The following is a 15,899-nucleotide window of genomic DNA, read 5'->3' as shown; positions in this document are numbered from 1 at the left end:
CATCTTCAATCACGCTCTCGTCAATTAGAGTCACGGTCGCTACCGTTTCTGCTTGACCCGGACCGACGCCCGTCCCGCCTACGGTGTCCTGCTGCCGGCGTTCCTGCTGTGGGGCGTCGGCGTCGGACTGCTGACCCCCGCCGTCGTCGCGGCGGCCGTCGCCGCGGTCCCTGCCGAGCGTGCGGGGCTCGCCTCCGCCGTCAACAACACGGCCCGGCAGACGGGCGGCGCGATCGGGATCGCGGTGGCGGGCGCGGTCGCCGGACAACCGGGCGACCAGGCGCGTTTCGTACGGGGGTTCCATGCCGTCGCGATCGGGTCGGCGGGTCTCTATGCGGCCGCGGCGGTGCTGGCCGTGTTCCTCCTGCCCACCGGTGACGGCTGAGCCGCGCGGATCCGGACGGGGCAGGGGGGCTCACACCCGCCGGCGCCGCCATCGTCGTATCCGGACCGCCGCGAGCACGACGGCGCCGGTGGCTGCCAGAGAGACTGCGGCCCGTTTGGCGATCGGTACGCCGATCACCCGGAGCAGATCGAGGGGTTCGTCATCGACGGCCTGGGTGTCCTCGGTCGGCCGGGGCTCCTGCGCGGGTGGTTCCCGCTCCACCAGCTTCTCCGCCAGGCACCCGGCGAACTGCCCGATCAGCCGGTCGCCCACCTCCGCCATCACGCCCCGCCCGAACTGCGCGGGCCGCCCGGTCACCGTCAGATCGGTGCGCACCGAGACGGCCGTACCGCCGTCCCGCGAGGTCAGCGTGCCGGTGACGGTGGCCCGGGCGGTGCCCTGGCCGCGGGTCTCCCGGCCACTGGCGATCAGCACCATGCGGTGCGCGGTCTCGTCCTGCTCCTCGAAGACGGCGGTGCCCTTGTAGGTGACCGTGATCGGCCCGACCTTGACCTTCACCGATCCGGTCACGGTCTTGCCGTCGTAGTCCTCGACACTCGCCCCGGGCATGCAGGGCGCGATCCGTTCGATGTCGAGGAGCGCCCGCCAGGCCTCCTCGACGGGCACGGGGACGGTGAATTCGTGGTGCAGCTCCATGGTTCCTCCCTCACGCTCCCTCCGGATGGATCGCCCCGCCCGTCACCGCCAGCGGGGCACCGCTGCCGCCCCAGCGCAGCGCGACGATCTCGGCGGCCACGGACACGGCAACCTCCTCGGGCGTGCGGGCCCCGAGGTCGAGTCCGACCGGGGAGCGCAGCCGGGACAGCTCGCCCTCGGTGAGACCGGCCTCGGACAGCCGTTTCATGCGCTCGTCGTGGGTACGGCGGCTGCCCATCGCCCCGATGTACTCGGCGGGCCGGCGCAGCGCCTCCTCCAGGAGCGGGACGTCGAACTTGGGGTCGTGGGTCAGCACGCAGATCACCGTGCGGTCGTCGGTGTCGGTGCCCCGCAGATAGCGGTGCGGCCAGTCCACGACCACCTCGACGCCCGCCGGGAAGCGTTTCGGGGTGGCGAAGACCGGGCGGGCGTCGCACACGGTGACCCGGTAGCCGAGGAAGGCGCCGATACGGGCGACCGCGGCCGCGTAGTCGATCGCGCCGAAGACCAGCATGCGGGGCGGCGGGGCGAAGGAGTGCAGGAAGACGGTGACCGCGTCCTCACGGCGCTCGCCGCGCGGGCCGTAATGCCGCAAGCCCGTTGCCCCGAGGGCGAGTTCACCGCGCGCGTCGGCGGTCACCGCCACGTCCAGGCCGGTGGTGCCGAGGGTGCCGGCGACCCGGTCGGGCCACACGGCGAGCGTGGCGCCCAGCGCCGCCGGGCCGTCGGTGACGGTCGCGACGGTGACCGGGCGGCCCGCGGCGACCGAGTCCGCGACCTCGGCGAAGGCGGGATCGGTCTCCGGGGAGACGGGCCGCACCAGCAGGGTGATCTCCCCGCCGCAGGTCAGTCCGACCGCGAAGGCGTCCTCGTCGCTGTATCCGAAGGTCTCCAGGCGGGCCTCACCGCTCGCCGCCACCTCCCGCGCCAGCTCGAACACGGCACCTTCGACGCAGCCGCCCGACACACTCCCGACGACCTCGTCGTCCGGCCCCACCGCCATCGACGCCCCCGGACCGCGCGGTGCGCTGCGGCTCACGCCGACGACCGTGGCCAGGCCGAACGGCTCCCCGGCCGTGTACCAGGCTCTGAGCGCCGGGAGAATCTCACGCACGATCCGCTCCTCTCACGACCGCCGCCAGCCTCTCCAGCGCGGCCAGGCTGTGCCCTTCGACGAACGCGTCCACACTCGGCAGCGCCGCCGCCATCCCGGCCGCCGAGGGGGCGTAACCGGGGCGCGCCTTGCGCGGATTGGCCCAGATCACCCGGTGCGCGAGGCGGTGCAAGCGTCGCATCTGGGCACCGAGCAGCTCCGGATCGCCACGCTCCCACCCGTCCGACAGCACCACGACGACCGCGCCGCGCGCCATGCCCCGCTGCCCCCACCGGTCGAGGAACACCCGCAGCAGCTCACCCAGCCGAGTACCCCCACGCCAGTCGGGCACGGCGTCGACGAGAGCGGCCATCGCGAGGTCCGGGTCCCGGTGCGAGAGCTCGCGGGTGACACGGGTGAGACGGGTCCCGATGGTGAAGACCTCGGTGGGGGCGGCGCGGGTGGTCGTCCGGGGGAGCGGGGTGGGGCGGGCGGATCGTGTGGGTGCGGGTTCGATCGCGGGGTGTGGCGATCCGGCCGCACGGGCGGTCCGCGGCACCCTGTCCGTTCGCGACAGCGCGGCCGCGTGCGCGAAGCGCAGGAGTGCGTCGGCGTACGGGGCCATCGAGCCGCTGATGTCCACGAGGAGCACGACCCGGCGCGGGCGCTCGGTTCGGGCGTGCCGCCGTAGCCGCGCGGGTTCGCCGCCCCGGCGCAGCAGCTCTCGTACCGTCCGGTGCGGGTCGATCGAGCCGCACCGCGCCGGATGGCGGCGGGCACTGCGGCGAGTCTCCCCGGGCAGCGCGAACGCGGCGAGCAGCCGGTGCAGGCGGGCGCGGTCGGTGGCGGCGAGGTCGGCGATGTCGCGGTGGCGCAGGACCTCCGTGGAGCTGGCGAGCGCGGCGGCGGGCGGGGCCGGGGGGTCTTCGGCGCCACTGGCCGTCGTACGGGATGAGGGACCGTTGCGTACGACGAGCTGGTGGCGCTGCGGGGGAGCGGGGGCGGGTGAGCGCCGGGCCGGTGCGCCGGAGCCGAAGTACGCGGCGAACACCCGGTCGTAGCGCTCCAGGTCGTCCCGGTCCCCGCACAGCGTGAGCCGTCCCGCCCAGTACACATCCGACCGCGTCCCGGGATCCAGCTCACCGACGGCCCGCAGAAAGGAGTGCACCCGCTCGGCACTCGCGTCGACACCGGCGGCACGCAGGGCACGGGCGAAGCCGAGGAGCACGGCGTCGGGAAGCACCCTCGGTTCTTCGGCCCCCACCCCGCTCACGGCCCCCGCCCCGCCAGCACCGCCGCGAAGTCAAGTGCCCGGGCCCGCTCCGTGTCCTCCCGGTACTTCAGGACCGCCCCGAGCGTGGTCACGGCAATCTCGGCGTCCACCTCGGTCGCGCCGAGCGCGTCCATCGCCTCTGCCCAGTCGATCGTCTCGGCGACACCCGGTGGCTTCACCAGGTCCTGCCCGCGCAACTCCTGCACCAACGCGGTGACTTGCGAAGCCAGCCGCGCCGACACCCCCGGCAACCGCCGCCGTACGATGGCCAGTTCGCGGGCGAAGCCGGGATGGTCGAACCAGTGGTACAGACAGCGCCTCTTCAGCGCGTCGTGAACTTCCCGCGTGCGGTTGGAGGTCAGGACGACCACCGGCGGTACCTCGGCCCGCAGCGTCCCCAACTCCGGGACCGTGACCGAGAATTCCGACAGCAGCTCCAGAAGGAACGCCTCGAACTCGTCGTCGGCCCGGTCGATCTCGTCGACCAGCAGCACCGACGGCGAGGTCTCCAATGCCCGGAGCAACGGCCGCGCGACCAGGAACCGCCGGTCGTACAACTCGCTCTCCAACTGCGAGGCGTCCACCGCCCCCGCCGCCTCCGCGGCCCGCAGATGCAGCAGCTGACGGGGGAAGTCCCAGTCGTACAGCGCCTGCGCCGCGTCGATCCCCTCGTGGCACTGGAGCCGGATCAGCGGCGCGCCGAGCGCCTCGGCGAGGGCGCCGGCGAGCGCGGTCTTGCCGACGCCCGCGTCGCCCTCGCAGAACAGCGGCCGGTGCAGCCTCAGGGCCAGGAAGCAGGCGACGGCCAGCCCGTCGTCGACGAGATACCCCGTCTCCTCCAGGCCGGCCCGTACCTCCTCCGGGCCCGTGAACTCGACGATCGGGCCCTTGAACTCGGCGATCGGCCTCACCCCATCCCCGCCGCGGCCAGCACGGCCCGCCTGGTCAACACCCGTGCCAGATGCGCCCGGTACTCCGGCGAACCGGACAGGTCCTGCGAGGGCTGGGTGCCGATGGCCGCCGACTCGGCGGCCCGCGCGACCGACTGCGCGTCACCGCTGCCCGCCAGCGCCTCCTCGGTGGCCGTGGCCCGCAAGGGAGTCGATCCCATGTTGGCGAGACCGACCCGTGCCTCCGCGATGTGCCCGTCGTCGCGCCGCACCAGCGCGGCCACCCCGACGATCGGCCAGGCCTGCGCGGTCCGGTGGAACTTCTCGTAGTGGAAGCCCCAGCCGTCCGCCTTCGGCACCCGGATCTCCACCAGGAGTTCGTCCGGCTCCAGCGCCGACTGGAGGTAGTCGACGAAGAACTCCCGCGCGGGGATGGACCGTTGGCCCCGAGGTCCTACGGCGACCAAATCGGCGTCCAGCGCCAGCACGACCGCGGGCAGGTCACCGGCCGGGTCGGCGTGCGCGAGGGAACCGCCGAGGGTGCCCCGGTGCCGTACGGCGGGGTCCGCGACCGTGGCCGTGGCGGCCGCCAGCAGTCCCGCGTGCCGGCGGACGAGCGGGTCGTGGACCACGTCGTGGTGGGTGGTCAGCGCGCCCACGACGAGCGTGTCGCCCTCCTCGCGCACCCCGCTCAGTTCGGGGATGCGGCCGACGTCCACGACGAGTTCGGGGAAGGCCAGCCGCAGCCTGAGCAGCGGCAGCAGGCTCTGCCCGCCGGCCAGCACCCTGGCGTCCTCGCCCGCTCCGGCGAGCGCCCGCACCGCCTCCTCGACGCTGCCCGCGCGCATGTACTCGAAGGCCGGGGGAATCATGCCGACGCCTCCTTCAGGGCCTGCCAGACCCGCTCGGGCGTACAGGGCATCCGGACGTCCCGCACGCCCAGCGGCCGCAGCGCGTCCACGATCGCCCCCACGACAGCCGGTGTCGAGGCGATGGTGCCGGCCTCGCCAACTCCCTTGACGCCCAAGGGATTCGAGGTCGCCGGGGTCTCCGTGCGGTCGGTGACGAAGTCGGGCAGGTCCGCCGCCGAGGGGACGAGGTAGTCGGCCATCGTGCCCGAGACCAGGTTGCCCTCGTCGTCGTAGACCGCCTCCTCGTACAGGGCCTGCGCGATGCCCTGCGCGAGCCCGCCGTGCACCTGGCCCTCGACGATCATCGGGTTGATCACCTTGCCGACGTCGTCGACACAGACGTACGACCGGATCCGCGTCCGCCCGGTCTCCGTGTCGACCTCCACCGCGCACAGGTGGGTGCCGTGCGGGTAGGAGAAGTTGTCCGGGTCGGTCAACTGCTCGGCGTTGATGGTGGGTTCGACGCCGTCGGGCAGGTCGTGCGAGGTGAACGTCTCGAAGGCGATCTCCTGGATCGTCTTCCGCGCGTCCGGCGAACCCTTCACGGAGAAGACGCCGGCCGTGAACTCCAGGTCCTGCTCGCTGGCTTCGAGCAGATGCGCGGCCACCTTCCGCGCCTTGTCGACCACTTTGAGGGCCGCGTTGTGCACGGCCGTCCCGCCGACCACCAGCGACCGCGAACCGTAGGTGTCCATGCCCTGCGGCGCAGCCTTGGTGTCCCCGTGCACCACTTGGACGTCCTCGAAGGGCACCCCGAGCGCGTCGGCCGCGATCTGGCTCCAGCAGGTCACATGCCCCTGGCCGTGCGGACTGGACCCGGTGACCACCTCGACCTTCCCGGTCGGCAGCATCCGCACGCTCGCCGCCTCCCAACCCCCGGCCGAGTACCGCAGATCTCTCAGCACCCGGCTCGGCGCGAGGCCGCACATCTCGGTGTATGTCGACACCCCGATCCCCAGCCGTACGGTGTCCCCGCGCTCGGTGCGCTTCTGCTGCTCGGCGCGCAGGTCGTCGTACCCGAAGAGCGTGAGTGCCTTCTCGGTGGCCGCCTCGTAGTCGCCGCTGTCGTAGGTCAGTCCGGCGATCGAGGTGTACGGGAACTCCTCGTGCCGGATCCAGTTCCGGCGCCGCAACTCCACCGGATCCAGGCCGAGTTCGACGGCGAGGTCGTCCAGGATCCGTTCGATGGCGTACGTCGCCTCCGGGCGCCCGGCACCGCGATAGGCGTCGGTGGGCGTCCTGGTCGTGAAGACGCCGGTGCAGGTGAACTCGTAGGAGTCCATCTTGTAGATGCCCGGGTACATGAAGGCGCCCAGGATCGGGATGCCCGGGGTGACCAGCATCAGATAGGCGCCCATGTCGACGAGCAAGTCGACCTTGAGGCCCAGGAGTTGACCGTCCCGGGTCGCCGCGACCTCGATGTCCTGGATCATGCCCCGGCCGTGGTGGGTCGCGAGGTAGCCCTCGGAGCGGGACTCGGTCCACTTCACGGGACGTCCGGTCCGGCGCGCGACCGCGAGGGCGATCGCCTCCTCGCCGTACACCTGGAGCTTGGAGCCGAAGCCGCCGCCGACGTCGGGTGCGACCACCCGCAGGTTGTGCTCGGGAACGCCGGTGACGAGCGCGAGCATGATGCGCAGGATGTGCGGGATCTGGGTGGAGGAGTACAGCGTGTACTCGTCGGAGGCGGCGATCGGGGTGACGACGACCGCACGGGGCTCCATCGCGTTGGGGATCAACCGCTGCTGGTGGTACCGGCGTTTGAGGGTGACGTCGGCGCGCCGCCGTACCGTCTCGAAGTCCTCGCCGGTGCGCAGCGGCCAGTCGTAGCAGCGGTTGGTGCCCTTGTCGGAGTGGACGAGAGGGGTGCCCTCGTCCTCGGACAGCGCTTCTTCGAGGTCCAGGACCGGCGGCAAGGGCGTGTAGTCGACCTCGATCGCCTCCAGCGCGTCGGCGGCCGCGTACCGGTCGCGGGCCACCACGACCGCCACCGGATCGCCCGCGTAGCGCACCTCGTCGACCGCGATCGGCGGGTGGTCGGGCAGGACGATGTCCTCGGTCACCGGCCAGGCGCAGGGCAGCGATCCCATCCCCTCCGCGAGATCGGCGCCGCTGAACGCGGCCACCACGCCCGGCCGTTGGAGCGCGGGGGAGACGTCCACGCGGTCGACGCGGGCGTGCGCCATCGGGCTGCGCAGGATCGCCAGGTGCAGCAGGCCGGTGACACCGATGTTGTCCGTCCAGCGCGTCTGGCCGGTGAGGAGACGGGCATCCTCCTTGCGGGGACGGGCCGTTCCGACCTCGGTCATGCCGTCACCCCCTCCTCGGAGGCCGCGACCACGGCCCGCACGATGTTCTGGTAGCCCGTGCAGCGGCAGAGGTTGCCCTCCAGGGCGTGGCGCACCTCGTCCGGGGTCGGGTGCGGGTTCTCGCGCAGGAGGTCGCGGGCCGCCATCAGCATGCCGGGGGTGCAGTAGCCGCACTGGAGCGCGTGCCGCTCGTGGAAGGCGCGCTGGAGACCCGTCCACTCCCCGTCCCGGGCGAGCCCCTCGACGGTGGTCACTTCGCTCCCGTCCGCCTGGACGGCCAGCACCGAGCAGCTCTTGACGCTGCGGCCGTCGAGATCGACCGTGCAGGCCCCGCAGTTGGAGGTGTCGCAGCCGATCGGGGTGCCGGTCAGTCCCAGCCGGTCACGCAGGTAGTGGATCAGCAGCAGACGGGGTTCCACCTCGTCCTGGTACACCGTGCCGTCCACCTTCACCGAGATACGGGTCATGTGCCCTCCCAGGACCACGGGACGTGATGGGCGTCACTCTAGGACCGCTCCGGGGACGCGGCGAGGGTCGTGACGGCATTGGTTGAGCGTTAATCCGTTGCCGCCGCGGGCTCGCACCTGCTGGACTTCGGAGGTCTCGTCCGTCGCACGAACCAGGAGCACCGATGCGCACTGCGCCCATGTCCCTCCCGGAAGGAAACTCCCTCTTCTCAAAGGACATGACGCTTCGTGCACCTGCTCAACCTCGGGATCCTCGCCCATGTCGACGCCGGTAAGACCAGCCTGACCGAGCGGCTCCTCCACTCGGTCGGCGTCATCGACGAGATCGGCAGCGTCGACGACGGCAGCACGCGGACCGACAGCCTCGCCCTGGAGCGCAGGCGGGGGATCACCATCAAGTCGGCCGTCGTCTCCTTCACGGTCGACGACGTCACCGTCAACCTCATCGACACCCCCGGCCACCCCGACTTCATCGCCGAGGTCGAGCGCGTGCTCGGCGTCCTGGACGGCGCCGTCCTGGTCGTCTCGGCCGTCGAGGGCGTGCAGGCCCGGACCCGCGTCCTGATGCGGACCCTCCAGCGGCTGCGCATCCCCACGCTGATCTTCGTCAACAAGATCGACCGGCGCGGTGCGCGCGGCGAGGAACTCCTGCGCGCGATGGCCGAGCGGCTCACGCCCGCCCTCGTCCCCATGGGCGCGCCGGTCGGACTCGGCACCCGCGAAGCCGGCTTCGTGCCCGGGCCCTTCGCCTACGAGGTTCTCGCGGACCACGACGACGAGCTGCTGTCGGCCTATGTCGAGGGACGGGTCGGTGCGGAGCTGCTGAACAGGGCCCTCGCCGAGCAGACCCGGCAGGCCCTGGTGCACCCCGTGTACTTCGGCTCGGCGGTCACCGGCGCGGGCGTCGCCGAACTCGTCACCGGTATCGAGGAGTTGCTGCCCGCCGCCGACGGTGACCCCGAAGGCCCGCTCTCCGGCACGGTGTTCAAGGTCGAGCGCGGACCGGCGGGGGAGAAGATCGCGTACGCGCGTCTCTTCTCCGGCACGCTCCGCACCCGCGACCGGATCCCCTTCGGAGAGGCGCGCGCCGACGGCCGTATCACCGCCGTCAGCGTCTTCGACGACGGCACGGACACCCGGCAGGACGCGGTCACCGCCGGTCGGATCGCCCGGCTCTGGGGCCTGACCGACATCAGGATCGGCGACGCCCTCGGCGAACCCCGCAAGGCGGACGCCCACTTCTTCGCCCCGCCCTCCCTGGAGACCGTCGTCGTCCCGGGCGCCGGTACCGACAGCCGGTCCCTCCATCTGGCCCTCACCCAACTCGCCGAGCAGGACCCGCTGATCGACCTGCGTCACGACGAGACCCGGCAGGAGACCTCCGTCTCCCTCTACGGCGAGGTGCAGAAGGAGGTCATCCAGGCCACCCTCGCCGAGGAGTTCGGGCTCGACGTCACCTTCCGCGAGACCACTCCGCTGTGCATCGAGCGGCCGGTCGGCACCGGGTCGGCGGTCGAGTTCAACAAGCAGAACGGCAACCCGTACCTCGCCACCGTCGGCCTGCGTGTGGACCCGGCTCCGGTCGGCTCAGGCGTGGGGTTCCGCCTTGAGGTGGAGCTGGGCGGGATGCCGTACGCCTTCTTCAAAGCGGTCGAGGACACCGTTCGGGAGAGTCTCGGGCAGGGCGGGCTGTGCGGATGGAAGGTCACCGACTGCACGGTCACCATGACCCACTCCGGCTACTCGCCCCGGCAGAGCCACGCCCACCAGGGGTTCAACAAGAGCATGTCCAGCACCGGCGCCGACTTCCGCGGTCTGACCCCGCTGGTGCTCGGCGAGGCACTGCGGCGGGCGGGGACCCAGGTGTACGAGCCCCTGCACCGGTTCCGTATCGAGGCCCCGGCCGACACCCTCGGGGCGCTGCTGCCGGTGCTGGCCGCGCTGCGGGCCGTACCGGAGAGTGTCGAGACCCGTGGCGAGACCTGCCTGGTGGAGGGTGACGTACCGGCGGCCGAGGTGCACGGGCTGGAGCAGCGGCTGCCCGGACTCACCCGGGGGGAGGGCGAGTTGGAGAGTTCCTTCGGGCGCTGTGCGGCGGTCACCCACGGTCCGGTACCGCATCGGGCGACCCCTACCCGAAAAAGCTGAAACTTACTCATCAGTCATAAGTGTTGACGGTGTGCCGGATGAGTCCGACTGTTATGGACATGCCGAATATACGTGCGCGTCTGCTCGTTGTTCTGGTTGTCCTCTGCGGATTCCTGACGGTCGCGGGCACCCCGTCCGCCTCCGCCGCCACCATCGCCGACTCCCTGTCCTTCGACGGCACCGCCCTCACCGTGGCGAACGGCCGCTTCGTCGACGCCAATGGCCGCGAGGTCGTGCTGCGCGGCTACAACGTCTCCGGCGAGACCAAACTCGCCGAGAACAAGGGCCTCCCCTTCGCCTCGGTCGCCGACGCCAAGAAGTCCGCGACCGCGCTGAGAGCCCTGGGCGGCGGCAACGCCGTCCGCTTCCTGCTCTCCTGGGCCTACGCGGAACCGGTGAAGGGCCAGGTCGACACCGCGTATCTGGCGGGCGCCACCGCCCAGATGCAGGCGTTCCTCGACGCGGGCATCCGGGTCTACCCCGACTTCCACCAGGACCTCTACTCGCGCTGGCTGTTCAACTCCGGCAGCTGGTACACGGGCGACGGTGCCCCCGCGTGGGCGGTCGCGCTCGGCAACTACCCCGCCGAGTCCTGCGGCATCTGCATCATGTGGGGCCAGAACATCACGCAGAACGGCGCGGTGAAGGCCGGTCAGTACGACTTCTGGCACAACAACTACGGCCTCCAGGACTACTTCCTGGCCACCGCCCAGAAGACCATGGCGTACATCAAGGCGAACCTCAGTGCCGCGGAGTTCGCCGGTGTCGTGGGCTTCGACCCCTACAACGAGCCCTACGCCGGCACCTACGACTCCGGTCAGGCCAGCCGCAGTTGGGAACAGAACGTGCTGTGGCCCTTCTACGTGAAGTTCCGGGCCCGGATGGACGCGGCCGGGTGGAGCGACAAGCCCGCCATGGTCGAGCCCAACCTCTTCTGGAACGGCAACGTCAGCAACGAGGAGGGCGGCCTCCTCGACGCGGGCACGATCGGCTCCCGGTACGTCTTCAACACCCACTTCTACGACCAGAAGGCCATTTCCGGCATCCTGATGTGGGGCAACGCCTCGGACGGGCAGTACGTCACCGACTTCGGCACGGTCCGCGACCGCGCGTCGGCGCTCGGGACGACGGCGATCGTCAGCGAGTTCGGCCACCCCCTGAACGGCAGCACCGCGGGCAAGGCGCCGACCGTCCTCAAGGCGATGTACCAGGCTCTCGACTCCCGGGTGAAGGGCGCCAACTGGTGGTCCACGCCCGCCTCTTCGGGCCCGGTCCTCTCCGGCAGCCAGTGGCAGTGGGACATCTACAACGGCCGCCACCACGAGCTGATGAACGACAACCCCGACAAGGTGATGACCACCGGTGACGCCTGGAACGACGAGGACCTGTCGGCGGTCAAGCTCGACGACTCCGGTACGGCCGTGCTGCGCCAGGACGCCCGGCTCCTGGACCGGATCTACCCGAGCGCGACCTCCGGCTCCACGGTCGCCTTCACCTACGAGGACCGCTCCCGGGACGGTTCCACGACCCTGACGTGGAACCCGGTGCCGAGCAGCCTGCCCAATGTGTCCTCGCTGGTCGGTTCCGGTCAGTACTCGGTCCTGGTGTGGCGGTCCGGAAGCGGATCGGCCCCCACCGAACTCCACCTCCCCGCCTCCTTCCCGACGGCTTCCACCACGGTGGTCTCCGACCTCGGCACGGTCTACGGCCCTCCGGCGTACACCTCGTCCACCCCGATCGGCGCGGCCCTCGAACCCGGCGGCACGGGCAGCCGCCGCCTCCTCCTGACCGACTCCGACTCCGGTGTCCTGCACTACGCCCTGGTGACCAACGGAGCGACCTCCCCCTCCACGACCCTCCTCAACGCGGCCAAGTCCGAACTGTCGTCCTGGGTGGCGTCGAAGATCGGCTGACCGCGGAACTGGCCCGCGGAAGAACTCGGTTGAGTGTGCCGAGGCGGGTCGGCATACTCGCCGGGTGGTCAACGCCGGTGTTGTTGAGGGAAGTTGGGACGGCCCCTGGTACCGCGTCCGGACCGGCCGGTTCGTGGCGTCGTTCCTGCCCGATGCGGACGAGGAACTGGACGACGTCTGCAATGTGGACGTGTTCGTCCAACTGACGGCGGACGGGTCCCGCTGGAGCGCGACCGTGTTCACGCTGGCCGAAGTCCAGCGCCTGATGGAGAAGGGGGAGCGCACGGGCGAAGACCTGGACGGCCGCTACTTCTGGTGTTCCGACGGACTGATCGTCCGGGACCCCGGTGTCGACAACATGACCCAGGTGATCACCGGTCTGCTCGACAGCGGTGACTTCCCCTGCATCCTTCAACGACTCCGCGACGACTGACCGCTCCGCCCGGCGAACAGGGGCGGAGCGGTCAGAGGGGTATTCCGGAGGGGGTTCAGGACGCCGGGCTCGTCCAGTCCGCGCCTACGTGGCCGAGCCGTACGCGCTGGGGGTGGTCGCCCACCGGTACCGACACCGTCTTGAGGCCGGTCGTGAAGTCGATCGCGGTGACCTGGTCGGCGCCGCTCTCCGAGATGACGCAACTCTTGCCGTCGCCGCTGACGGTGGCCCAGTAGGGCTTCGAGGCGGTGACGAGCGGGCCCTCCTGGAGGGTGGTGCGGTTGACGACGGTCGCGTAGTCGTCCATCGTGCCCGCGATGCAGAGCTTGCTGCCGTCCGGGCTCATCGAAATGCCGTGGTGGCGCGAGTCGTTGACCATCGTGGTGCGGTCGTCGCTGGTCGCCGGGTTCTTCGGGAGGGTCTTGGTCCGGGTGATCCTGTCCGTGGCGATGTCGTACTCGAAGAAGCCGTTGAAGAACGACACCTGGAAGTACAGCTTGGACTCGTCCGGCGAGAAGACCGCCGGGCGGACCGCGTCGGAGTAGTCGGTCAGCCCGATCGCGTCCAGCTTGTCGCGCATGTCGATGATCTTGACCTGCTTGTAGGTGGTCGCGTCCACCACCGTGATGTGCCGGTCGCCCTTCGTCCAGTCCAGCCAGGGCGCGTCGGAGTCGGTGTTCACGTCGCCGATCGCCATGTTGTAGATGTACTTGCCGTCCTTGGTGAAGATGTTCTCGTGCGGCTTGTCGCCGGTGGCGAACGAACCGAGCTGCTTGCCGGTGTTGATGTCCAGCACGTGCACCGTGTTGGCGGTCGAGGCCGACACCGCGACCCGCAGGCCGTCGGGGGAGACCGCCATGTGGTCGGAGCGGTAACCCGACACCGGGAAACGCCAGTTGATGGCGCCCGTGCTCAGGTTGATGGACACCACGTCCGCGAAGCTCGGCCGGGAGACGACCACGGACTTGCCGTCCGGCGTGGAGTACATGTCGTCCACGAACTGGTCGTGGCCCTCGCCGACGCTGTTGCGGATCGCCATGAAGTAGATCCACTTGATCGGATCGGCGTTGATCTCGGCCATCCGCGCGTCCTTGTCGGGGATGACGTTGATCCGGCCGATCTTGGCGAGGTCGCCGGAGGACTTGAGGACGTCGGCGGTCCCGTCCCAGTTGTTGCCGACGAACAGCACCTCGCGCAGGGCGGCGGCGTCCGTCGCCGCGGAGGCGGCGGTCGCGGGGCCGGTGACGGTCAGGGCGACGGCTGCGGCGAGGGCACCGAGGTGCCGGGGTCTGAAAGCGGGCATGACTGCTCTCCCTCTGGGCGGCTCATGACGGGGGCATGCCAAACTGGCAAAACTGAACATGTGTGCATTCAGAGTGAACTTACTGCAAAGTAAGGAAGGGGCGCCCTTCTCCACAAGACTGCGTACACGACAAAATTGGGCGTCATACGGGAGGCCGGACGCTCCGGCACACGTGGGAGGTGCGGTGACGGGCAGGCTCAGGGCCCCGACCGGTCGTTACGGCGGCAAGACCGCCGAGGAGCGGCAGGCCGAACGGCGCCGGCGCTTCCTGGACGCGGCGCTCCAGCTCTTCGGCGACACGCCCGGTTACCGCGCGACGACCGTGGCGGCCCTCAGCGAGGCCGCGGGACTGTCCACGCGCCAGTTCTACGAGGAGTTCCACACCCTGGAGGACGTACTGGCCGCCCTCCACCTCCAGGTCAACGACTGGGCCACGGCGGCCGTCCTGACCGCGGTGGCCGAGACGGACCGGCTGCCGCTGGCCGAGCGCGCCGCCGGGATCTTCCGCGCGTACGCCGCGAACGTCACGTCCGATCCGCGCCGGGTGCGCATCACCTTCGTCGAGATCATCGGCGTCAGCCCACGCCTTGAGGAACAGCGCCTGGCCCGCCGGGCCGACTGGGTCGACCTGGTGTGCGCCGAGGCGAAGCGGGCGGTGGCCCGCGGAGAGGCCGCGCCCCGGGACTTCCGCCTCGCCGCGGCCGCGTTCATCGGCAGCGTCAACGGACTCCTGCACGACTGGAACGCGGGCTGGGTGGACGCGACGCTGGACGAGGTCGTGGAGGAACTGGTCCGGATGCTGCTGGGCATCCTGCAGCCGCCGGGGTGGACCGCCCCGGCGCCCTGAGGCCTGATGTCAGTGGCGTCTGGGACCGTGGGTGTCGTGGACGAACTCGTGGAACGCGTCGATGCCCAGGACCGGGTGCTCGGAGTGGTCGGTCGCAGGGAGGCCGTCCGGGAGGGCTGGCTGCACCGGGTCGGCGTGGTGGTGTGCCGCGACGGGCGAGGTCGCTTTCTCGTCCATCGGCGTGCCGAGCACCTGTCCCGTTTCCCGGGGCACTACGAACTCGGTGTCGGCGGCGCCGCGGGAGTCGGAGAGTCCTATGAGCAGGCGGCCGCCCGGGAGGTCAGCGAGGAGCTGGGGGTTCGGGCTCCCGTGTGCCTTCGCTTCACGTTCCTCAACCGGAGTGGGCTCAGCCCGCACTGGCTCGGGGTGTGCGATGCCGTGCTCACGGAGACGGTCGTCCCAGACCCGGCAGAGGTGGCCTGGCACGGGTGGCTGACCGAGCCCGAGCTGCGGCGGGCTCTGCGGCAGTGGACCTTCACCCCCGACAGCCAGGAGATTTTCGCCCGGTACCCCGCAGATCGCCCTACCCCTTGAGCCGTTCCACCGCCTCCAGCACCGGCCCCACCCCGTCCTCCTCCCTGATCCGCGCCCCCAGCACCCGCGCCCGCTCCCCGAAGCCGGCGTCCCGAGTGACCCGTACCAGCGCCGAAGCGAGCGTGTTCGCGGTCAACCGGCGCAGGGGCACCGCGTGTGGCGCGACGCCCAGTGCCACCAGTCGCGCAGCCCAGAAGTTCTCGTCGAACTGGATCGGGACCGGCACCGCCGGGACCCCGGCCCGCAGTCCCGCGGCCGTCGTGCCCGCGCCGCAGTGGTGGACGACCGCCGCCATGTGCGGGAAGAGCAGCGCGTGCGGCACCTCGTCGACGGTCAGCATGTCCTCGCCGTCCGCCGCCAGCCCGGCCCAGCCCCGCTGGATCACCCCGCGCAACCCGGCCCGGCGCAACGCCCGCACGATCTCCGCGCTGATCCGCTCCGGATCGGGCACGGTCGCGCTGCCCAGACCCACGAACACCGGGGCCGGTCCCGCGTCCAGGAACTCCGTCAGCGGTCGCGGCAGCGGCTCGTCATCGTCGTACGGCCACCAGTAGCCCGCCACGTCGAGGCCGGGCCGCCAGTCACGGGGGCGCGCGACCACGCGCGGGCTGAAGCCGTGCAGCACCGGCCAGCGCCGCCGGTCGCGGGAGCGCAGGGCCGCCGCCGTGCCCACCGGGGCGAGGCCCAGCCGGTCGCGGACCGCCGGTACCGCCTTCGCGAAGACCTGTTCCACGGC

The 15,899-nt window shown here is 71.1% G+C and carries 15 protein-coding genes; 6 read left to right on the top strand and 9 right to left on the bottom strand.

Translation table 11 applies throughout. The features are described from left to right. The first annotated feature begins 52 nt into the window (after positions 1-52). Positions 53-385: a hypothetical protein gene (locus tag ABZ896_RS47895; protein ID WP_360944065.1), complete on the top strand. Its 333-nt coding sequence runs from the start codon at positions 53-55 to the stop codon at positions 383-385. 30 nt (positions 386-415) lie between these two features. On the opposite strand, the gene ABZ896_RS47890 is transcribed toward ABZ896_RS47895, so the two are convergent. Genes ABZ896_RS47890 through ABZ896_RS47860 form a run of 7 tightly spaced genes read right to left on the bottom strand, consistent with a single transcriptional unit; the run spans position 416 to position 7,985 of the window. Continuing rightward, positions 416-1,042, bottom strand: a complete 627-nt coding sequence (locus ABZ896_RS47890) for an SRPBCC family protein (protein WP_360944062.1) — start codon at positions 1,040-1,042, stop codon at positions 416-418. Between the two features lie 10 nt (positions 1,043-1,052). Beyond that, complete coding sequence (locus ABZ896_RS47885; protein ID WP_360944059.1) at positions 1,053-2,156, bottom strand: XdhC family protein; 1,104 nt, start codon at positions 2,154-2,156, stop codon at positions 1,053-1,055. Beyond that, complete coding sequence (locus tag ABZ896_RS47880; protein WP_360944056.1) at positions 2,149-3,378, bottom strand: VWA domain-containing protein; 1,230 nt, start codon at positions 3,376-3,378, stop codon at positions 2,149-2,151. Before ABZ896_RS47880 ends, ABZ896_RS47885 begins: the two co-directional genes overlap by 8 nt. Positions 3,379-3,404: 26 nt before the next feature. Continuing rightward, positions 3,405-4,319, bottom strand: coding sequence for a MoxR family ATPase (locus tag ABZ896_RS47875; protein ID WP_360944053.1), 915 nt, complete (start codon positions 4,317-4,319; stop codon positions 3,405-3,407). Further along, positions 4,316-5,170 (bottom strand): xanthine dehydrogenase family protein subunit M, encoded by an 855-nt coding sequence (locus ABZ896_RS47870; protein WP_360944050.1) that lies wholly within the window; start codon positions 5,168-5,170, stop codon positions 4,316-4,318. The genes ABZ896_RS47875 and ABZ896_RS47870 overlap by 4 nt, the downstream gene beginning before the upstream one ends. Continuing rightward, the gene (locus ABZ896_RS47865; protein ID WP_360944047.1) at positions 5,167-7,518 is read right to left on the bottom strand and encodes a molybdopterin cofactor-binding domain-containing protein; all 2,352 of its coding nucleotides are present in this window, start codon (positions 7,516-7,518) and stop codon (positions 5,167-5,169) included. The genes ABZ896_RS47870 and ABZ896_RS47865 overlap by 4 nt, the downstream gene beginning before the upstream one ends. Continuing rightward, a complete protein-coding gene (locus ABZ896_RS47860; RefSeq protein ID WP_360944044.1) occupies positions 7,515-7,985 on the bottom strand; it encodes a (2Fe-2S)-binding protein in 471 nt (156 codons plus the stop codon). Before ABZ896_RS47860 ends, ABZ896_RS47865 begins: the two co-directional genes overlap by 4 nt. A 228-nt stretch (positions 7,986-8,213) precedes the next feature. Here ABZ896_RS47860 and ABZ896_RS47855 point away from each other — a divergent pair, with 228 nt between their 5' ends. The 3 genes from ABZ896_RS47855 (at position 8,214) to ABZ896_RS47845 (ending at position 12,479) form a co-directional block, all read left to right on the top strand. Further along, positions 8,214-10,133, top strand: a complete 1,920-nt coding sequence (locus tag ABZ896_RS47855; protein ID WP_360944041.1) for a translation factor GTPase family protein — start codon at positions 8,214-8,216, stop codon at positions 10,131-10,133. Positions 10,134-10,186: 53 nt separating this feature from the next. Then, complete coding sequence (locus ABZ896_RS47850) at positions 10,187-12,046, top strand: endoglycosylceramidase (RefSeq protein ID WP_360944038.1); 1,860 nt, start codon at positions 10,187-10,189, stop codon at positions 12,044-12,046. Between the two features lie 64 nt (positions 12,047-12,110). Beyond that, positions 12,111-12,479 carry a hypothetical protein gene (locus ABZ896_RS47845; RefSeq protein WP_360944035.1) on the top strand — a complete coding sequence of 123 codons (369 nt, stop codon included), beginning with the start codon at positions 12,111-12,113 and terminating at the stop codon, positions 12,477-12,479. A gap of 55 nt (positions 12,480-12,534) precedes the next feature. Here the strand turns inward: ABZ896_RS47845 and ABZ896_RS47840 are convergent, their stop codons facing one another. After that, positions 12,535-13,782: a YncE family protein gene (locus tag ABZ896_RS47840; RefSeq protein ID WP_360944032.1), complete on the bottom strand. Its 1,248-nt coding sequence runs from the start codon at positions 13,780-13,782 to the stop codon at positions 12,535-12,537. Positions 13,783-13,966: 184 nt separating this feature from the next. Between ABZ896_RS47840 and ABZ896_RS47835 the strand changes: the two genes are divergently transcribed. Next, positions 13,967-14,629 carry a TetR/AcrR family transcriptional regulator gene (locus ABZ896_RS47835; protein WP_360944029.1) on the top strand — a complete coding sequence of 221 codons (663 nt, stop codon included), beginning with the start codon at positions 13,967-13,969 and terminating at the stop codon, positions 14,627-14,629. A gap of 6 nt (positions 14,630-14,635) precedes the next feature. Beyond that, positions 14,636-15,163, top strand: coding sequence for an NUDIX domain-containing protein (locus tag ABZ896_RS47830; protein WP_360944026.1), 528 nt, complete (start codon positions 14,636-14,638; stop codon positions 15,161-15,163). Here the strand turns inward: ABZ896_RS47830 and ABZ896_RS47825 are convergent. Further along, on the bottom strand, positions 15,153-15,899 hold a 747-nt coding region (locus ABZ896_RS47825), incomplete at its 5' end, for a glycosyltransferase (protein ID WP_360944024.1). The two genes, ABZ896_RS47830 and ABZ896_RS47825, sit on opposite strands and share 11 nt — an antisense overlap.

The organism is Streptomyces sp. NPDC047072 (genome assembly GCF_040643855.1).
Classification (GTDB): domain Bacteria; phylum Actinomycetota; class Actinomycetes; order Streptomycetales; family Streptomycetaceae; genus Streptomyces.
The sequence above is the reverse complement of the archived record's forward strand: the minus strand, read 5'-3'. Positions and strand labels throughout refer to the sequence as shown.